Origin of the sequence: Paenibacillus lignilyticus (assembly GCF_017942085.1) — a bacterium.
GTDB classification, from domain to species: Bacteria; Bacillota; Bacilli; order Paenibacillales; family Paenibacillaceae; genus Paenibacillus_Z; species Paenibacillus_Z lignilyticus.
In genome coordinates this window covers 43,007-61,769 of record NZ_JAGKSP010000009.1, presented here as the reverse complement: position 1 = coordinate 61,769, position 18,763 = coordinate 43,007, and the positions used below count along the sequence as shown (strand labels likewise).

17 protein-coding genes and 1 pseudogene are annotated in these 18,763 nt (G+C 43.7%); 11 read left to right on the top strand and 7 right to left on the bottom strand.

The genetic code is table 11. The features are described from left to right. The first annotated feature begins 86 nt into the window (after positions 1–86). Positions 87–1,649, top strand: coding sequence for a response regulator transcription factor (locus I8J30_RS20330; protein WP_210661237.1), 1,563 nt, complete (start codon positions 87–89; stop codon positions 1,647–1,649). A 14-nt stretch (positions 1,650–1,663) separates the two neighbouring features. Next, positions 1,664–3,439, top strand: coding sequence for a cache domain-containing sensor histidine kinase (locus tag I8J30_RS20325; RefSeq protein WP_210661236.1), 1,776 nt, complete (start codon positions 1,664–1,666; stop codon positions 3,437–3,439). A gap of 380 nt (positions 3,440–3,819) precedes the next feature. Here I8J30_RS20325 and I8J30_RS20320 read toward each other — a convergent pair whose 3' ends face one another. Further along, positions 3,820–4,308: a pyridoxamine 5'-phosphate oxidase family protein gene (locus tag I8J30_RS20320; RefSeq protein WP_210661234.1), complete on the bottom strand. Its 489-nt coding sequence runs from the start codon at positions 4,306–4,308 to the stop codon at positions 3,820–3,822. A 618-nt stretch (positions 4,309–4,926) separates the two neighbouring features. Here I8J30_RS20320 and I8J30_RS33785 point away from each other — a divergent pair. Continuing rightward, positions 4,927–5,154, top strand: a complete 228-nt coding sequence (locus tag I8J30_RS33785; RefSeq protein WP_210661539.1) for a Spo0E family sporulation regulatory protein-aspartic acid phosphatase — start codon at positions 4,927–4,929, stop codon at positions 5,152–5,154. Positions 5,155–5,165: 11 nt separating this feature from the next. Here the strand turns inward: I8J30_RS33785 and I8J30_RS20310 are convergent, their stop codons facing one another. Together I8J30_RS20310 and I8J30_RS20305 are read right to left on the bottom strand one after the other, a co-directional pair. Continuing rightward, positions 5,166–5,732 carry a beta-class carbonic anhydrase gene (locus tag I8J30_RS20310; RefSeq protein ID WP_210661232.1) on the bottom strand — a complete coding sequence of 189 codons (567 nt, stop codon included), beginning with the start codon at positions 5,730–5,732 and terminating at the stop codon, positions 5,166–5,168. A 1,534-nt stretch (positions 5,733–7,266) separates the two neighbouring features. Further along, complete coding sequence (locus tag I8J30_RS20305; protein ID WP_240548230.1) at positions 7,267–8,301, bottom strand: YheC/YheD family endospore coat-associated protein; 1,035 nt, start codon at positions 8,299–8,301, stop codon at positions 7,267–7,269. A gap of 227 nt (positions 8,302–8,528) precedes the next feature. On the opposite strand from I8J30_RS20305, the gene I8J30_RS20300 reads away from it, so the two are divergent. Beyond that, positions 8,529–9,080 (top strand): collagen-like protein, encoded by a 552-nt coding sequence (locus I8J30_RS20300; protein WP_210661230.1) that lies wholly within the window; start codon positions 8,529–8,531, stop codon positions 9,078–9,080. A 180-nt stretch (positions 9,081–9,260) separates the two neighbouring features. Here the strand turns inward: I8J30_RS20300 and I8J30_RS20295 are convergent, their stop codons facing one another. Beyond that, complete coding sequence (locus I8J30_RS20295; protein ID WP_210661228.1) at positions 9,261–9,656, bottom strand: YmaF family protein; 396 nt, start codon at positions 9,654–9,656, stop codon at positions 9,261–9,263. Positions 9,657–9,813: 157 nt separating this feature from the next. Continuing rightward, positions 9,814–10,635: a YusW family protein gene (locus I8J30_RS20290; protein WP_210661226.1), complete on the bottom strand. Its 822-nt coding sequence runs from the start codon at positions 10,633–10,635 to the stop codon at positions 9,814–9,816. Positions 10,636–10,917: 282 nt separating this feature from the next. Between I8J30_RS20290 and I8J30_RS34290 the strand changes: the two are divergent. After that, positions 10,918–11,016: pseudogene (locus I8J30_RS34290) on the top strand (fructose-bisphosphatase class III); the annotation flags it as partial. A gap of 448 nt (positions 11,017–11,464) precedes the next feature. Here I8J30_RS34290 and I8J30_RS20280 read toward each other — a convergent pair. Next, positions 11,465–12,619: an MFS transporter gene (locus I8J30_RS20280; RefSeq protein ID WP_210661224.1), complete on the bottom strand. Its 1,155-nt coding sequence runs from the start codon at positions 12,617–12,619 to the stop codon at positions 11,465–11,467. A 617-nt stretch (positions 12,620–13,236) separates the two neighbouring features. Here I8J30_RS20280 and I8J30_RS20275 point away from each other — a divergent pair. Both I8J30_RS20275 and I8J30_RS20270 read left to right on the top strand, forming a co-directional pair. Then, positions 13,237–13,596 carry a nuclear transport factor 2 family protein gene (locus I8J30_RS20275; protein ID WP_210661222.1) on the top strand — a complete coding sequence of 120 codons (360 nt, stop codon included), beginning with the start codon at positions 13,237–13,239 and terminating at the stop codon, positions 13,594–13,596. A 192-nt stretch (positions 13,597–13,788) separates the two neighbouring features. Then, positions 13,789–14,490, top strand: coding sequence for a Crp/Fnr family transcriptional regulator (locus I8J30_RS20270; RefSeq protein WP_210661221.1), 702 nt, complete (start codon positions 13,789–13,791; stop codon positions 14,488–14,490). 140 nt (positions 14,491–14,630) lie between these two features. Here I8J30_RS20270 and I8J30_RS20265 read toward each other — a convergent pair whose 3' ends face one another. Beyond that, positions 14,631–15,089 carry a cupin domain-containing protein gene (locus I8J30_RS20265; RefSeq protein ID WP_210661219.1) on the bottom strand — a complete coding sequence of 153 codons (459 nt, stop codon included), beginning with the start codon at positions 15,087–15,089 and terminating at the stop codon, positions 14,631–14,633. A gap of 407 nt (positions 15,090–15,496) precedes the next feature. On the opposite strand from I8J30_RS20265, the gene I8J30_RS20260 reads away from it, so the two are divergent. The 4 genes from I8J30_RS20260 (at position 15,497) to I8J30_RS20245 (ending at position 18,731) form a co-directional block, all read left to right on the top strand. Then, positions 15,497–16,873 (top strand): FAD-dependent oxidoreductase, encoded by a 1,377-nt coding sequence (locus I8J30_RS20260; RefSeq protein WP_210661217.1) that lies wholly within the window; start codon positions 15,497–15,499, stop codon positions 16,871–16,873. A gap of 60 nt (positions 16,874–16,933) precedes the next feature. Next, complete coding sequence (locus tag I8J30_RS20255; RefSeq protein WP_210661215.1) at positions 16,934–17,407, top strand: GNAT family N-acetyltransferase; 474 nt, start codon at positions 16,934–16,936, stop codon at positions 17,405–17,407. 80 nt (positions 17,408–17,487) lie between these two features. Further along, positions 17,488–18,189 (top strand): Crp/Fnr family transcriptional regulator, encoded by a 702-nt coding sequence (locus tag I8J30_RS20250; RefSeq protein ID WP_210661213.1) that lies wholly within the window; start codon positions 17,488–17,490, stop codon positions 18,187–18,189. 212 nt (positions 18,190–18,401) lie between these two features. After that, positions 18,402–18,731, top strand: a complete 330-nt coding sequence (locus tag I8J30_RS20245; RefSeq protein ID WP_210661211.1) for a putative quinol monooxygenase — start codon at positions 18,402–18,404, stop codon at positions 18,729–18,731. Positions 18,732–18,763 lie beyond the last annotated feature (32 nt).

Sequence of the window (18,763 nt, the reverse complement as noted above, 5' to 3'; positions counted from 1 at the left end):
CCTTTATGGAAAAGAAAGTATACTGATTCTGGTATACTTTCTTTTTCTCATATTTTGGGGCAATGCTGCCATGGGAGCGTGAAGATATGTACAAGGTGCTTCTAGCAGATGATGAAATGCTGGATCTGGAAGGGCTGGAGCGACTGATACCATGGAGGGAGCTTGACATGGAAGTAGTGGCATCGGTCAGCAATGGGCATGAGGCACTGTCATGGATAGCCGACAATACAATTGATATCCTGGTGTCCGATATTAAGATGCCGCATATGAGCGGCCTTGAGTTGTCAAAACGCGCACTGGAGCTGATTCCCGGCCTTAAGACGGCGTTCGTCAGCGGCTATGAGGATTTCCACTATGCGAAGCAAGCGCTCGGGCTTGGTGCATTCGGTTATGTGCTCAAGCCCGTGAATGATAACGAACTGATTGACGTTCTCCGTCGAATCAGGGATACCTTGGATGCGGAAGTGAAACAGGAGCGGCTGAATGAAGCGTTCGAGGATTCGTTGCCATTCGTACGCCAAGAAAAGCTGCTGCAGTGGCTGGCGAATAAGAACAACTTTGAAGCCGTGCTGCCTTATTTGGATGAGCTGAACACGAGTGCAGAGGGAGCGGAGTTTGCAGTAGCCGTCTTAGAATGGGATAGCGTGCTGCACAACTTCAATGCGGGGATTGCTCATGTGCACTCGGCGCCACAGCCTGCCAAAGAGCTGCTGCTTCAGCTATGCCGCGAAAGCGGTCTTATTCTGCTTTGCGAGGCTTCTGATCAGCGTATTGCAGTCTTGGTGCCTACAGCCGTATCGAGATCGGCACTAGCTAATATTGTTCTCATGGTTGAGAAGCGTACCGCTTATACGATTACAATCGGTCTTGGCGACTCCGTAGTTGCGCCGGATATCCCGGCATCCTTTGAGAAAGCGCTTCATTGCTTGACCTACAAGCTTATTGTCGGGAAGAATCGACTGATTTCGGGAAACGACACGAAGCCGGAGCTGCTGGAGAGTACTCAGGATCTGGACTTGCTGCTGAGCCGGATGTTTGTGGCGGTATCCAGCTACGATCTTGTTTCCATTGATGATGAGCTTAATAGGCTCGTCATGATTGTCAAGCAGCTGGGAAACCGGATGACCGTGCACAATTTTACTGTTCATATTTTGTCTCGCCTCGATAATTATCTGACAACTCTGAACGAGAACATGCAGAGTATTCTCGGCATCCGCTTCCAGGATTATGACATTCTTTATGCATTTGAGACCGTCGATGATATCCAATCTTGGCTTAGACGTCGGCTTTTCGAAATTTCGGAAATGCTTCTTCTAAAGAAACAGAAGAAGAATCGAAAGCTCATCCAGGAAATCGAGACGTATGTGGAGAAGAATCTGGGTGACAACATTACGTTGCGTGATGCCGCTAACACTTTCTCTTTCTCGCCGAATTATCTCGGTCATCTGTTCAAGGAGGAAACGGGCGAGAATTTCAGCGATTATGTCATTCGCCGCCGTATGGAGGCTGCCAAAACAATGCTGCAGGACCCGAAGATAAAGGTGTTTGAGATCGCGCATCGGCTTGGTTACAAGAACCTTACCTACTTCAGCCGCCAGTTCCGCGACAAGTTCGGCATGACACCGAATGAGTACCGGCGTACCACATAAGGAGAACCTTCAGGATGATGCCTAATTCATTGAAACGCATTGCCGTTCCGTTCGGCTACAAGGTAATGTTCTCCTATCTGATTTTCGTGCTAGTAGCAGTGCTCGGCATCGGTTACTTCGCTTATACCGCCTCCGTTGATTCGATTCGAAGACAGACGGAGGCCCGTATGCAAGATACGCTGGGGCAGATGCGGGATAATGTTAACTACAAAACGGAATCCGTCAAGCGTATTTCGGATCTCATCTTCTTCGATCAGACCATGCAAAAGACTCTGCGTGTTTTCCGGCTTGGCTTCAGGGGCTATGAGACGACGAAAGAATACTTGCACCCGACCTTCGAGAATGTTATCAAGCTGGCCAGCAGCAAGACGCGGCTGAAGCTATACCTGAACAATCCGCAAATCTGGGAATATTACGGCGATCTGAGTGAAGATAAGGACCCTCTGGCAGGATCGAACACCTTCGACGTGCTGCATCTTTCGCGGCTGGAAGGAGTGCCATGGTACCGAGAGCTGCCTTGGCAGACAGAGAAGTCGGTTGCCAAGGATGTTTTTAAGGGTACGGAGGCAGTCTGGAGGCAGGTCGGCAATGACGCGAATTTCGGCAATATCTCGCTTCTGCGGCGCTTGTTCGACATAGACGAGGAGCAGTTGACCGGGGTAGCACAGACGACCGTGAGGTTAGACGATCTGCTTGAGGCTGCCCAGCACGAGAAGATTGGCGACGAGAGCAGACTCTATGTGTACAATTCCGAGGGTCAGGCTCTACGCGCCTCCGGCGGGCCGTCTATGACATTCAATGCTCTCAAACAAACTGTGGAGGGCCGTTTCCTTCTGATCGAGCAGCCGGTACCGGGTGTCGAATGGCGACTTGTCGCGCTGGTTCCTAATGAATTGTTGGAGCAAGAGGCCGAATCCGTTCGAACCATTACTATTGCGGTATGCTTGGCGGCTCTCGTGTTACTGGTCTTCATAGGCTGGCTCTTTTCCCGCCATTACTCGAAGAAGGTCAGGGGAATCGTAGTATCGCTGAACGCCATGAGGGAAGGGGAGTTTCGGCGCCGTATCCATTACTCGGGTCGGGATGAATTCGCGCAGATCGCTATGGCCTTCAACAGAATGAGCGAGCATATCGATGAGTTGATTCGTGAGGTATATCTAGCGGACTTGCAGCAGAAGGAAGCGGAGCTGGAGTCGCTTCAGGCGCAGATCAACCCGCATTTTCTCTACAATACGCTTTCCTCTATCAGTCGATTGGCCAAATTTGGGGAAACCGACAATGTGCATGATATGGTGACGGGAATTGCTAAGTTCTACCGATTGACACTGAACGAGGGCCGGTCTCTAATACCGGTAGAGAAGGAGCTGGAACAAGTCGGTGCCTATCTAGACATTCAGCGGATCAAGTATCGGAACAAGCTGGAGGTTTGGAACGATATCCACCCGGAGGTACGGGGGCATGTTACGGTCAAAATCATTTTGCAGCCGTTTGTAGAAAACATTCTGGAGCACGCTCTGTTCGGCAGCGGGGGGATTCGGATAAAGCTGGTTGCTTATAAGGAAGGCGACACAATTATCTTCCAGGTCATCGATGACGGCATCGGAATGGATGGGAGAACGATTCGCCGAATCTTTGAGCCGGACGCTGTAAATGGCGGTTACGGCATCCGAAACGTACATAAGCGGATTCAACTGCAGTATGGGGTGAAGTATGGGGTCAGCATCGCCAGTCGCCGGGGGATCGGAACAGCAGTCACCATTACAATACCGGCTAGTCGAGAAGCACGCTGACATCCTCGTCTCATTTACGGCACAAACGTCTGAATAAATTAACTGGTACTCCATCAGAAATAGATTAAAGTCGCTGAGCATGAGCATCAGCGACTTTTTCTATTCATATGACTCCCAGATGTAACTTGACTTACCAAAAATAAGCTATAAATGCTCTCGACAATGGACAAATAGTGTCGCGATGGTGAACTTTAGAAACTTAATAATTGATAAAGGTAAAACACAAGCGGATCTAAGTTTTATTGGTAGTCTAAGCATATAACCGTCCAATTGGGTTAGTCCTCAAAAAAGAACCGGCTGTAAATGAACAGCAGGCTCTTTTCTTGGCTCAGATGTGATAGACTGCCTTTCGGTTAATAAAAGCTTTGAGTCACTGCTTACTAATTCAAATTTACCATCTGATTGATATCCGTACCTTCCGTATTTTTGCCCAACAGCCTGCTGAACAGAAACTTGGCCATCTTAAACTTGTTGCCAGTATCCCAATACTCGGCGGTTTCGGCTTTTACCTTAATCAGAACGAGAATCGGATCGTCATAGGTTGTCTCCAGCAGTTTCTCGTAAGCTACGTTCCAAAATTCTTTTATTTTCTCGGTACTGTCCACGAGTTCTGCTTCACCTCGAATGGAGACGAATGATTTACCCGCATATGAAACGTTAACCTGCCGATTGTGGAGCAGTTCTTCAAACTTGCCGGTATCTTTCTTGGTTAGAAACCAAAGGTTACCGTCGAACTCGACATCCTGGGTCTTCATGGGTCGTGAAACCAGTCCATCCTCCGATACCGTTGTTAGCATCGCTATTTCAATGTCTTTAATTAATTCACTTACTTTTGAAATCGCTTCTTGTTTGTTAACAGTTGTCTCCATAGGCACATCCCTTTCAATATTAATTAGTCTGAGGATTATTTTCCCAAGCTCGATCACACTTTATTCATTACAGGGAAAAGAACGCTCCTGAAGGATCGGCATAGCGTTGTCTGGAAAGCGAAGTTTAATAGAGAGGCGGCTATCCCAGGGTCTCTCACGCCTCCACCTTAAAACAATTTTGATGAATTCAATCATGTTTGACACCATTTACATAGGGACCTTCATGATAAACAAAGAGGAACAAGCGAATAAGGGAATTTTGTAAATTACTGAAATCAGCCACCTTGCCAGATTATTGCTGCCGAGGCGGCTTTCATGGTTGGATGAAATTAATGTCAAAACAAGTTAGCTATTACTATACCGTATGCATGAATCTATAATTGAAATTATTTAAGAATATTCGTACCATAAAGGAATCAAACCTTATGGAAACGGCATCGACGTCATCCGTCATCAATACCAACGGAAAAACATGGTTTTGGAAACAATGATGTATTTATATCAAACCATGTCCATTCGCTCGAGGATGCAGGCGTTTATTCAAGATACAGAGCAATGAAGTGACACGGAAAAAAGGAACAATCTATAATTTAGAGGGTAAGGTTTGAACATAATAATATCTCTCATTTATCAGGTGATAGAGAGAAGCGTTTAGAATTGGATTCTGTCAGTAAGGAGTATGGGTTATCATCGACATTAACCCAAAAAATATCGAAAGAATTGGATGAACTGCTAAACGCCTTTATGTTGTGTTGTATGAAAAAAGCAAGAATATTAATTAACTTAAACAGCCGCCTGTCCAGCTTAATAGCTGCTGAGGCGGCTTTCATGGTTAGATGGGACTAACATCGAGCTAGTTAGGTATATGTATACCCGTCTATAATTAAATCAAGTTTTCCTGTTTTGGGGTCGATGACAAGACCATGAACCGGGACGTCTTCGGGTAATAGAGGATGATGTTTGACGGTCTTTACACTAGATTTGACTGATTCTTCTACACTATCGAAGCCGTGCAACCATTTATGCAAATCAATTCCAGCACTTTCCAAGGTTTTGAGCTTTTCGGACGAGATACCTCTTTCTTTCATTTTGTTTACTGTCTGGTCAGGGTCAATAACACCCATTCCACAATCATGATGACCTATTACAAAAACTTCATCTGCTTTTAATTCATAAACTGCCACTATAATGCTTCGCATTACGCTGCCGAACGGATGCAAGACAATTGCGCCTGCATCCTTGATAATTTTAGCATTTCCTTCTTTTATATTTAAAGCACGGGGCAGCAGATCGACAAGTCTGGCATCCATACAAGTCACGACAACGATTTTTCTATCCTTGAATCGTATTCCCTGGTATTTTTCAAATTCTTTATCCTCGACGAATTCCTTATTAAAATTCAATATTTCATATAAACGTTCCATAATTCATTCACCTCATCTTTTTAATCTGAAAATAATTATACCCGGCGCGGCAAAGAAGGCTAATGAATACTGATTTAGCTAGCCGTAAACCGAATGTACTGCATAATACAGTTGAACCAAAGGAATATCGAAATCATTTTGTGTTTATAGGTCATTCCTTGATAAGAATGCCGCAAATCTATACTAAAGCTTTGGTAATATGCAATAATGGCTTTTTTATTCAATGTTCACTGAATTTCATCTCAAAAAAGTATGAATTGCAGATTAATCTTCCTTTGTATTAATACATATACCCGCGTATTTTACTGGGCTCATGCCTTTTAGGAAATGGTCTGGAAGTTGATCTGGCTACTTGTCGTCGCCCTTCCACTGTGGTCCGCCGGTCATAAGAACTCTTCAACTTAGTCGACGGCTTAGCATGCTTGCTGGTCGTGATTTTCCCATTTGGTATTCCTTGGCGCTTTGTGTTCGCACACTATATAAAGAAGAACGGAAATCGGTTTCACTGAGTGAAGACTTGCCTATAACGAAAGTACCTAATGGATAAGGATGAGCTAAACATTGCCGTTGCAGACAATCGGTGAGCTCTATCACAAATAAAGACAGTTTTTTGGCGAACGGCAGATGTTTGGGTATAAGATAATTACCCACCGTCATTTTAGACAGCGTTCGGCTGCAAAATCGCATCATTCGGTGGCTGGATATTCGTTTCCCGAAGTACAGTTCGGTTTTTAAGGATTGGCCTGTAAACGTTTGATGGCTACACTGAAGGAATTACCTACGCCTCAGGATCTTGCAGGACGGTCAGCACCGGAGATCATTTCGATATGGAAAACACATATGCAGAGGGTAGGAGGAACAACAGGCACACAGAAGGCTGCTGAGCTCATCGCGCAGGCTAGGCGGAGTGTAGGAGACATTACGGCTTTAGCCGAAGCAAAGCAAGATTTTGTGCGTCTAATCACAGAGTTTGAACGAATTACAGAACTGTTAGCAGACATCGGAAAGCAGCTCCACGCATTGCTAGAGGAGATTCCAATGGCCGCTCAACTCCGTTCTATTAAAGGCTGCGCAAAGCCGGTCTGAACTTAGCAGAAAGTACATCGGGGAAAAGTGTCGTTAAAAATTACAGAATCGTGGTGATCATTTATGGAATTGAATGGGATTCGATGACTTTTGGATGGTTTTCGATCCCACTTTCATTATTCACGGATGAAGAGGTAGGGTGAAGAACTAGTTTGATGACCGTGCGGATATCTCTAACCCTGGTCTAATCGATAGGGACGTAACATTCCGACATTCGGATTGAAATTCCGTGTGGTGTTGAAAGTGCGGACGGCACAGTCGGAAAGTCTTGATTTTTAAATAATTTAGAAATATAGGTAAGCAAAAAGCAATTGCCAAAAAAGGCAATTGCTCAAAATGTCGAGAAACCCAACGTTTTTCTAACGTTGGGTTTCTCTTTTGGTTTTTGGGCAGAGGAACACATGTAACATGCCAAGCCTCGCCTCATATAATGGATCATTACTGAGAATCAGTGTGCATGCAAATAATGAGCATATTGTATGGGTCGCTCATAAACAGCAAATTGATTGCGCATTCCATTATACAGATCTTTTTGTGGCTTTCCATTAAGTTCAATTATCCAAATACGATCATCGTTGTCCAATACAAAATCAACGCTAAACTCGCCCAAATGGTAGGTTTTATCTTCATCCAAAATTTCTGCCGATCTTAAACTACAGTTATAAACCGATTGAATGATAGCATCAACTTTATCAGGAGGATATAAATGATTGAGAACTTCTAAAGATAAACAAGCTCTTTCACAGATACTGGTATTATAACTGACTTTATATGCAATCCGGCTCACGACATTCGTTACTGACCATAAGCCTCTATCATTTTTTTGTACAAGCGCTCTGATATCGAAATGTTGATTGTTGAATTGTTTTATGTTGACTCCTTCTTGAATCATATAGGGAGTGGAGCCGATAAGTTCTTGAATGTGATCCTCAAATTGTTTGACGTCATTAAAAATGATATCAGGTGTGAAATAGTGGAGGCTAATGTGGATTTCCCCGGATTCCATCAACTCCACACGATATACACCTTTCCCCTTATGCCCGTAGATAGGTTTTAAGTATATGACACTATGAACATGAAGCAAATGAACTGCGTTCTCTTTGTCAAAGGGAACAGTTTCTGGCAAATAATCAACAAGCCATCTGCTTAAATTCGTATAAATCTCCTGTTTATTGAATTGGTTTATATGATTAAAGCACTTATCTTTACCGATTATTGCTCCCAAACGATCAAGCAGCTCTGGATGTGTATCGTAACAGCGGTTGTATACGACTTTGGGGAACGGAAATTTAGTAAGCACCCATTTTCGGTTTAAGCGGTGAAGTCCGACTATGCTTTTTTTCTCCCAATCTATGGAATTGGGGGTGAAACAGAATAATTTCAAATTAGTCCTATTGTACCGAAGATATTGATTAAGAACATTTTTTCTTTGACTACGGTTAGCAACAAGAAGACCTACAAAACCGTGATTTTTGATCATCATTTGCCTCCACAATCATTCTTTAAGAGAGTCATAATATTAGGATATGAAAGTGGAAATAGAAAGGTATGGACAACAATACATTCAAAATGGGAATTTTTTTATATATAGTTGCACTAGGCTTCACCATTCGGAATAGGATTAACTCGGGGAATGAAATTACTGTGGCACAATACAGGTTGCCCAAAGATGATCATGCCCTAAAACTTAATAAAGGGGTGTAACAAACAATGGGTAGATTACCAGGTCCTCCTGGACCTGCTGGACCACAAGGTCCGCAAGGCCCGCAAGGTCCGCAAGGTCCGCAAGGTATATGTCCACCATGTCCTCCTCGTATTGCAAGTTTTGCATTTCTTTGCAGCACAGAAGAACAGAACGTAGGTGAAGCTCCGGCCCCAGGTGGGCAAGGAGAAGCTGTAACCTTCAACAATTCATTAATTAATGGAACTGCAATTACGTTTGCTCCGACGACTAATATAGTGATCAATGAAACCGGCATTTACAATATTAGTTGGGAAGTATTTCCAACCCCTGGAAATAGCGCTTTTGGATTGTTTTTCGACCCTGCCGGAGCAGCACCGGCTGCATTAGTTCCTTGCAGTAATTACGGTTCAGGCGCAGGAAATAATCCTTACCAAGGCCAAGTTGTTACACAATTAACGGCTGGCGGGATTTTGACTTTAAACCGCATCGATAATATGGGGAATCTAGTATTACAAAATGCCATTGGTGGAGGTACCCCTACTGTAAGTGCATCTATAGTGATCGAAAAATTAGCATAAACACAGGAAATCATTAAACCGACGAGACACGATAGCACAATGACAACAGGCTGCCGGCACGAGCGGCGGCCTATTATGCAATTTGGAAGACACGGCAGCCCCAGCATCATGGTTGCCGTTTTCTCATCTCACGGGTAGATCATCCTGGTGAGTGTCGGTTTGCTATTCTCTATGATCCAGTCAGCAGCGATTATCGGCAAGTGCATTACCGGTATGTCCACAATAGAAATGTGTATGCGGTGTCAAACCATCGACCGTAGTGCAACCCTCGAAATAATGATAATGACCGCCGCCGGACATCGGCAGGGCAGGGCCTGTCGTACCTTTAATCGTGTGCTTATGCCCGCTGTTTACGGAAGTTACCGTGCAGTAATAGTGGCAGTGCTGTACACCGGAAGGCGCAGGTTCCGTTGTGCCGGCATACTGATGATGATGACCTACTTCCACCGAAGTGATTCCTGAGAAATCATGGACATGCATCGGTCTGCCATCCCAGCTGGTTAAGTAGAGTATGTGAGTATGGTCCTCATCGGAATTGCCGTTATGCACAATGAAACCGGTAATCGGGATATCCATCGTTCTTCCATCTCCTTTTAATTTATCATTCTATATCTATATGATAGAGAGAGTGAGGACTCTTCAGGGCACCTGCGGGATTTCGTTATAATTAGAGATTCATCAGAAAAATGAAAAAGCCCCGATAAGGGGCTTTTTCTGGTTCTTAGGGAAAAAATTAGTCTTCGTCTTCGTAATCATGGTCTTCATGATCGTGACTTTCATGATGACCTTGATCGCCATCATGGTCATCATCCCGATCTCCGCGATCGAATTGCTTTTGATGCTTCTTCGCTTGCTGCTCTTTATGATCTTTTTGCCAAGCTTCTTGCAGCGCTTTTTTCTTAGCGATTAGCGCTTTTTTCTGCTCTTTTTGCGTTAGCTGATCCTTATTTGCGATTTGTTCCTTTTGGTCATCTTGCTTCTTTTGCACGTTTTGAACTTTAGCATTGTCTTCGTCAGCATCTTTTTCTTGTTCGTAATTCAAAACATCAGGTCGATTCGCCAATTTGATTTCGAATTTGATTTTCACCTTGGCCGGTTCGACAGCAAAATGCTTGAACAGCGCATCCAATACTTGCTGCTTACTCATGTTTTCTTGCAGCTTGACGGCATCCAGAAGCTGTTGGATAAATAGTGCCGCTTCGTTGCCTGTCAGGTGGTTTTCTTGATCCTGGCCGCGATTTATTTCTACCTTGGACTTCAAATTCGTTTGTTCCCGTTCGAGCACAATTTCAATCTTTAGTCCATTGCCGATGATTTTAATTTCCAAGTCTTTCAGCTGATCGATCTTGATCGGTCCTTTGCTCGCGCTCGGTTGAGTAGTCGAGGACTTAGGCATTGCTGTAGCCTTTGGAGGGACAACGTATGTGTCGCTTGCTGTAGTCGGTTGATCCTCTGTTGTTGCGGACAAATCGCGATCCGCGTATGCGACGAATCCATAAGAAAGTATGATTGAGCATAGTGCCCCGATTAGCATATAGGCAATTTTTTTCTTCAAAGATAGTCCTCCTTCAAATTTGCAAGTTTTGTGGTTCTTGGCAGCCAGTATATGAATTCGTCATGTAAGTTTGGTTTTAGTCCGTACAGGGTTTAATTCAGAAATGAAAAGCGCCCAAGCTAGGGGTTTTTGGGACAACCAATATAGAAGATTCTGCATATGATAGTTAATCTCAGTTCAGAGAAGAGGTGAATTTATGCCTACAGTGATTAACTATAATACGGCTAGATTAAACAACTTTACAAATGGAACAGTTGTAACACTTACACCGGCAGCATCTCCCGGAAAATCCTGCTGGAGTTTGATATGAATCCGGATCATGGACATATCATAAACGGTCACACGCCAGTTAAAGAAATTCGTGGAGAGAATCCCGTTAAAACTGGAACGGAAGCTGGTGAAGGAAACCATCGTCAGGGAGAAACTGCTGCAGAAAATCTCAAATCTCAAGAATCTCCTAGAGTATCACTACATGAAATGAAACAACTGCTAAACGAATCAACAGTACAGCCTGGCTACGCTACCGGGACACGTTAGCACAACGAAGAATAGGCTGCCGATCAATCGGCAGTCTATTGGGCAACGAGCCGTTCGCATGAGCAGGGACTATGCTGAGACAATTTTCAAAATTTCATGAGGGAAAAATGTCTAAATTGATGAAATGGATCTTAACTTATGTCCACTTATATTTATTCATTTCCTGGGAGGGACGATAGTTGAACGTAGAAAATAGCCCTAGGAGATCAGCTCCCGGGGCTACTTGGCATTTATTAATATGCGTAAGACGTTTCAAAGCTAATTAAAGTTTGTGACTAATAATAGGAGAGCCTTAGTTAGGCAAGCTCTTCTTCAAATCATAGCGTTGGACTCTCCATACGATCATAATCACTCCAAAGGCCAGTAGGATGATTCCACTCCAGGCAATCTGTTCAAGACCCAGATAGGAAATGAATAAACCTCCTACAAAAGTGCCGAGCGTGATGCCTAAATTACTGAAGGATACAAATAAACCATTGGAAAACTCAGGTGCATCGGTAGCGATGGATGTGATCCATAACTGAGAAAAGTTTAGGCCGATGGTGGTGATAATACCCCAAAGCAAGACAAGTAAGGCCATTGGAATCGAGTATCGGCCAAAGAACTCAACCATCAAGTAAATGAAACCGAAGACAAAGGGGAAGATGAGGGCGGTTCTTATCATGTTTTTACTAAACACATATCCGGCTACTAAATTGCCGATCATGCCGCCAACACCATATACAATCAACATCAAACTGATTTGTTTTCCTGACATATGAGTGATTTGACCCAGGTATTCAGCAAAGTAGCTGTATACGGAAAATACGCCGGACATAATTAAAGTAGAGGCGATTAAACTTAACCAAACTTGAGGTCTTCTCAATATGCCAAGTTGAGTTGAATAGGACATTTTCCCATGTACAGGCATAGAAGGAATAAAGGTCGCAATGCCAATCATTGCAATTCCGTTAATGGCTCCCGAGAACAACAATGCAGATCGCAGGGAAAATGCATCTGCAACAAAAGAGGTGACCGGAATACCAAGTACGAGTCCAGCGGTAACCCCCATGAATACTTTACCGACTGCCTTCATGCTTTGCTCTTTATTTACCGAATTGGCTGCGGCAATAAAGGCGACTGAGAAATAAACGGGATGCAGAAAGGCCGGAATAATTCTCGCAATGATTAAAGTCGGATAGTTAGGAGCAAAAGCACCAACAACACTGCATAGAACGAAAATGGATAGTACTGCAACCATCATCTTCTTATGATTGATGCCCGAAAACAACAACGTCATAAACGGGCCAAATAACGCGATGACCAATGCGAATAGACTGACCAGCAAACCGGCTTGAGAAGCGCTGATGCCGTAAACATTAGAAACTTGAGGCAAAATTCCTACGATGCCAAGTTCAGTATTGATAATTCCAAATATGCCAAAGGTGATCATAAACAATCGGAACATTATAGGTTAACCCCTTTTCTGAATAAAATTAATCGAACTTTACGTCCAAGCCGCGTCCGGCAATAAACATAGTTTAATACGATCTCCGCATAGGCAGCAGTAAGATAGATTACAATGAAATTTACCGTTCCAGATCGAACAGCAGTCTTGCATGTCGATTCAATAAAAAGGAGCCGTCCAATTAAGGAAGGCTCCTTTTTATGTTGTCTCTTCGTTCCGCAAACAGTTAGATCATACTAAATGATTCTATTAGAGGGATGTTCTATGTTGTGCAATGGCGTCGTGGACCTTTTTAGCCCATTCTACGCGTGGAGCATCCGCGCTGTTGAAATCAGGATCTTCGTAAATGAGCAAAGGGCTGCGACTGAAAAAGCGCTGAGCAACAGGTTTGAGCAAGCGATCATCGATGGAGACTTGCCTTTACATAAATGAATTTGTAATATATCTTACTGCTAACATTGCGGAGTTGTATTAAACTATGCTTGATCGCGTTATCCTGGGCTGAGGCAGGGATACTTCCTGGCGAACAGGAAAAGCTGTGAGATGATGACTCCATCCGATTTGAGCCGAAGGTGTAATAAAGGAATTAGCGTATCCGTAAAAAAGGGGGAATGAAGATGAACCAAGCCATTATTGAAAAGCATATGTTCTCGGTCTGGAGCGAAACCGATCGGGAACGTAGGAGCGCAACAATTGACGAAGTGTACGCAGAGAACTGCAGGGTCTTCGATCCTATGTTCCCCGATCCATTCGAAGGACGCAGCAGACTCATGGATCTGATAGACAACGTGCAAAATCAATTTCCGGGCTTTGTATTCCGCATCGAATCTTATGACGCGCATCATCAAACCGTCCGTCTTCACTGGTCCTACGGACTTCCCGGAGAGCAGCCGGCGGTTACGGGCGAGGATTTCATGTTCTTTGAAGGCGACCAGATCCAAACCATGTATATTTACATCGACCAGCCGAATAAGTAAAGTTTCAACACATAAGGAGTCACCGGATCGTGGGTGGCTCTTTTTACATATATGAATTGCAAAAAGTGGGAACTAATCTAGTGGGGTTCCATTCACGTATGATATTAATCCAGTATTTATCGGTTAGTAATGTGGAAAAGCTTAAGTATAATGGTTCGCTTGCAAGTATGCGAAGGAGGCGGTTGTGAAGTCATGTTAGATAAACGCTTATATTTATCAAAGATGAGCATATTTGAAGTGTTGACCCCCGATGACTTGGCGGAGCTTGATCATATTTCGCCGATGACCCATTTTAACCCTATTCCCAAAGGAAGCCTAATACAAACGCCTGAAACAGCTAAAGACGGACTGTTTTTTCTTAAAGAAGGTAAACTGCGTTTGTTTAGAACGAATTTGGAAGGTAAGCAATTTACTGTAGCCATTTTGGGTAAAGGCAATGTTTTCGGAGAGATTGACACGTTCTCTTTTGGGACGAAAGAGCTTTTTATCGAAACTATTGAGGAAACGTTAATTTGTTCGGTGCCAAAACAAGATTTTGAAGGTTTCTTGGCTGAACGTCCGTTACTCGCCATGAAAATGCTATCGGAATTGAGCAAGATTCTTAAGGAGCGGGACGGCATGCTCGAGAAGATAGCCCTTGGTGATGTTCGAGATCGCATTCTCCATTTATTACTCAAGCTTTCTGAACGATTTGGAGTAGAGGATGGAGAAAATGTAAGGATTGACTTGCCGTTAACGCATCAGGAGGTTGCGAATATGGTTGGGGCCACACGAGAGGCGGTGTCTGTGATTCTGAAGACGCTAATGAGGGAAAATGTTATTCAAACCGGTAGGAAATCGATATCCATATCGCCCGTAAAAGTAGCTGAAATACTTGAGTTGACTTATTCGTAAGGACAGAAATAACTTTTGGATGAGCCCATCCCATAAAGTGAATAAACTCAAAAAATAGCGACTGAACGGGAAAGTTCCTGTTCAATCGCTATTTTCATTCTAAAGCAGTTGCATCCGTACGTGGATTGCGACTCGCTTGCTTAGCCCAAATTGATTCCGATCGTTGCATTGTCATCCGGCGTTCCGAGCCAATAACCGTAAGCGATAGCGACTTCAACAAAATGATGCAAAACTTCTGGCGAAGGAGGTCCCGGTTGAATAGTATCGGTTGGACGGCCGATTTCAACGAAGAAATCTCCCATTTTCGCAGTCGATGCGACTACCAATTTCACGGTTTCATTCGTGGAATTTCTCCATGCGTGCTTTACGTGTCCCGGAATATCAACCGTTTGACCAGCTTGTACGGTTTGCCAGCTGTCATTTGTAAAAGCTTCAAGTTGACCCTCGAGAACGACAAAGGTTTCGCGGTCATCATGACTATGAACTGGAACGACCACTCCTGGCGGAACTTCCGCTTCCATAAGGCTGTATTCGCGATTTTCCCCTAAGTCAGTCAGAAGCTTGATACGTGGTCCCATAACATCTAAAAATGTCGACATAAATGTATTCCTCCATAATTTAAAGTGTATTTTATTAAAATTCGTTCGAATTCAAAATTAATTCTATTTATTGAACTGTAATAGAAGTGTGTTAGGCAGTTTGGTTTATAACACGGCAGGCAATGTCATCGCTCCTTTCTTTCCTGGTTCCTATCATAGACGCCGGGTTCTTTTTTTTCTGTAATCTCTTTTACAAAAAATAATCAATTATGCGATACTCCCATGCTGCATGGTGAAGTATCTGTATGTTTGTTCGTGCTTATGCATGTTGAAAATGGGTTTCTTCATTATTATACGGGCATATTCGCTTTGTAATTTGGATTACAGAAGCGGAAATTATGGTGGTTTATGATGAATGTAACAATTGGGTATGTTACTCGATAGCGAATACAAAGAGGAGGTTCAAAATGGAACATTATGAAGCCATCATTATCGGTTTCGGAAAAGGCGGGAAAACGTTGGCCGCGGCTTTGGCTGATCGAGGTCGGAAAGTTGCGGTGATCGAGCAGTCCAAGCTGATGTATGGGGGCACCTGTATCAATATCGGCTGCATTCCGACAAAGGCGTTGGTGCATCATTCAAAGCTTTCCCAAATAAAAAGGCTATCGAGCTTCGAGGATCAAGCCGCGGAATACCGTTCAGCCCTCGACAAGAAATCGAGTTTAATCGCTGCATTGCGTCAAAAAAACTTTGAAAACCTCGATAAGAAAGAAACGGTAACGATTTATACGGGTAAAGCTGCTTTTGCATCCCCGCATGCAATCTCCGTTCAAACGGAGAACGGCGACATGATGCTGCATGGGGAGCAAATCTACATTAATACCGGAGCCACTATTACGATTCCCGATATTGAGGGGATCCATGAAAGTCAGCGTGTTTACACCAGTACTACATTAATGGAAGAGACAGCTCTTCCGAAGCGCCTCGTTATTATCGGTGCCGGTTATATCGGATTGGAATTTGCCTCCATATATGCCGGGTTTGGTTCCGAGGTTATCGTTCTGGATTCGCATCGCGACTTGCTCGAGACGGAAGATGGGGAAATTGCACAAGCCGTACGAAGCTCATTAGAGAAAAAGGGAGTAGTATTCCATAACGGCGCAACCATTCAATACGTGAGAGATACGGAACATGGAGCAGTTATTGCTTATATGGAAGCCGATCATAAGCGGCAAGAAACTGCGGATGCTGTCTTGGTGGCAACTGGAAGGAAACCGAATGTTGAGGGCTTGCAACTCCCAAATGCGGGTATAGCGATTACCGATCGAGGCGCAATCCAAGTGAACGAGTATTTGCAAACGACTGTCCCTCACATCTTCGCGATGGGCGATGTCAAAGGCGGGCTACAGTTCACGTATATTTCGCTGGACGACCAACGGATAATAATGGACCATTTGTATGGAAACAAACGCCGAACGACTCATGACCGCCAATTCGTTCCTTATTCCGTCTTTATCGACCCGCCGTTGTCCCGTGTGGGATTAACCGAACAAGAAGCCATCGCAAAAGGGCATGAAGTAAAAATTGCGCGCTTACCGGCTGCGGCCATACCGCGAGCCAAATTAAACGAAGAAACGGAGGGGCTCTTGAAAGCGGTCGTCGATGCGCAAACGGATCGAATCTTAGGCTGTTCGTTGTTCTGTGCCGACTCTCACGAGATGATTAATATCGTTCAAATAGCGATGGAAACCGGACAGTCCTTTACCTTCTTAAGGGATCATATCTTCACCCATCCTTCGATGAGCGAATCCTTGAACGATTTATTTCAATTGATTTCGCGTTGATCGTCAAGACAATAAACAAAGCGCCGAATTGGCGGGAGAACGGAGGAGAAACACGGAAGAATGTTTAAAACGTATGATGCGAAATATAAAAATGAGATTATCGATCTGATTCTGTATGTTCAAAATTCGGAATTTCATTTGAATATCGACATCGAGGAACAGTCCGATATTCTTGACATTCCAACGCATTACTTGGCTAACGGAGGAAACTTCTGGGTCGCTTTGAATGAAGGCGGAAACGTAATCGGATCGATTGGATTGCAGCGACTAACGGAAGATCTTTACATCTTGAAGAAGTTTTTTATTTATAACGAATATCGGGGCAAGGCATGTTCGATTGGACTATTTAATGAAGCAGTCATTTATGCGAAGCAGAGGGATATAAAGACGATTATCCTAGATACGCCTTCCATCGCAACTCGATCGCATCGCTTTTATGAAAAGAACGGGTTTAAGGAAATATCCAAACATGACCTGCCGGTTACTTATGACTATCCGGATCGGGACTCATTACTTTACCGGTTGGATTTATGATATCGTTCGTCCGTAAGTTAGATTACAGATATATGTTGCATGCTGAACTAAGATGGACACATAACAAGGAGGGATGAATAATGAATAGAATTGAAAATCCCAGGTTGTCACTATTGTCGCAAATTAAAATATTTGAGTCGCTCCCAGTGGAAATTATCCATGAAATCGATCAGTTGACTAAGGGGGCGAACGTCAATACGCTGCCTAAGAACTCCATTATCCAAACACCGGATAACCAGAGGAACGGCTTGTTTTTCGTCATCACTGGCAAGCTTCGTTTATATAAAACCAATTCGGCTGGCAAACAATATACAGTTTGCATTCTTAGCGAGGGCGGGATGTTTGGCGAAGTCGAATCGTTCTCTCTAGGCACAAGCGGAACTTACGTGGAAACCATGGAAGAAACGATGATTTACTCGATTCCATCCGAACAATTCGAGCCGCTTCTAAGCAAATATTCGGAACTCACTTTGCGATTCTTATCGGAAATGAGTACGAGATTGCGAGATCAGGATGAATTAGTAGAAAAACTTGTTTTTAGAGATCTTCGAGGTAAAGTGCTTTACTTTCTCAACCGGCTTTCAAAAAAATTCAGCGTGGAAGAAAACGGGTATCGCAAAATAGATATCCCGCTGACTCATCAGGAATTGGCTAATATGATCGGCGCTACAAGAGAAGCGGTATCGCTTGTATTACAAGAGCTTTCGAACGAGGGGATTCTCGCTACAAGCCGAAGAACGGTCATGATTGATATCGAAAAAGCCATGGAAGAGCTGTCTTGATTTTTCTGCTTCTATTGGCATAATTCTCCTTCGTTTGCAGGCTGCTCAAGTAATCTATATTACTGAGAAATTATTTGTTTAGAGTTATGATTACTTCATCCTTTGGAGTACCGAAGGAGCCGCCGCCGCAAAGTATTAGCGTGAACCATTAAGTAAATAATAACGCGGTCAAAGATAGGATTCAAAAAAACAATGTTATAGGGGGAGTTACCATGTCCAATCAACAAGTCCAACTGAATATTCGATTTAAAGCTAAACCGGGGAAAAAAGAAGAATTCCGCAAGGAGTTATCATCCCTTATCGAGGAAATGTCATCCGAGAAAGCATTCATCAGCGCCATTGTTTCCGATGACCTGGATCAGCCGGATGATTTGGTTATTTATGAAACATGGCAAGGCACGAGAGATAGCTGGCTTGCGGAAGAATTTACAAAGCCATATCGCAAGGATTACGAAGGAACATTGGGCGATTTAATCGTTGATAGAAGCGTCAGTTGGCTAGAACCGAAGGGCGAATGGGGCAGTCAAATAACGAACGCCTAAAGACAGTAGATAAAACGATATTATGGGAGTGA

Excerpts from the sequence above, each read along its gene's own strand:
- I8J30_RS20330 (WP_210661237.1), top strand. The coding sequence starts at position 87 with ATGTACAAGGTGCTTCTAGCAGATGATGAAATGCTGGATCTGGAAGGG.
- I8J30_RS20325 (WP_210661236.1), top strand. The coding sequence starts at position 1,664 with ATGATGCCTAATTCATTGAAACGCATTGCCGTTCCGTTCGGCTACAAG.
- I8J30_RS20320 (WP_210661234.1), bottom strand. The coding sequence starts at position 4,308 with ATGGAGACAACTGTTAACAAACAAGAAGCGATTTCAAAAGTAAGTGAA.
- I8J30_RS20310 (WP_210661232.1), bottom strand. The coding sequence starts at position 5,732 with ATGGAACGTTTATATGAAATATTGAATTTTAATAAGGAATTCGTCGAG.
- I8J30_RS20305 (WP_240548230.1), bottom strand. The coding sequence starts at position 8,301 with ATGATGATCAAAAATCACGGTTTTGTAGGTCTTCTTGTTGCTAACCGT.
- I8J30_RS20300 (WP_210661230.1), top strand. The coding sequence starts at position 8,529 with ATGGGTAGATTACCAGGTCCTCCTGGACCTGCTGGACCACAAGGTCCG.
- I8J30_RS20295 (WP_210661228.1), bottom strand. The coding sequence starts at position 9,656 with ATGGATATCCCGATTACCGGTTTCATTGTGCATAACGGCAATTCCGAT.
- I8J30_RS20280 (WP_210661224.1), bottom strand. The coding sequence starts at position 12,619 with ATGTTCCGATTGTTTATGATCACCTTTGGCATATTTGGAATTATCAAT.
- I8J30_RS20275 (WP_210661222.1), top strand. The coding sequence starts at position 13,237 with ATGAACCAAGCCATTATTGAAAAGCATATGTTCTCGGTCTGGAGCGAA.
- I8J30_RS20270 (WP_210661221.1), top strand. The coding sequence starts at position 13,789 with ATGTTAGATAAACGCTTATATTTATCAAAGATGAGCATATTTGAAGTG.
- I8J30_RS20265 (WP_210661219.1), bottom strand. The coding sequence starts at position 15,089 with ATGTCGACATTTTTAGATGTTATGGGACCACGTATCAAGCTTCTGACT.
- I8J30_RS20260 (WP_210661217.1), top strand. The coding sequence starts at position 15,497 with ATGGAACATTATGAAGCCATCATTATCGGTTTCGGAAAAGGCGGGAAA.
- I8J30_RS20255 (WP_210661215.1), top strand. The coding sequence starts at position 16,934 with ATGTTTAAAACGTATGATGCGAAATATAAAAATGAGATTATCGATCTG.
- I8J30_RS20250 (WP_210661213.1), top strand. The coding sequence starts at position 17,488 with ATGAATAGAATTGAAAATCCCAGGTTGTCACTATTGTCGCAAATTAAA.
- I8J30_RS20245 (WP_210661211.1), top strand. The coding sequence starts at position 18,402 with ATGTCCAATCAACAAGTCCAACTGAATATTCGATTTAAAGCTAAACCG.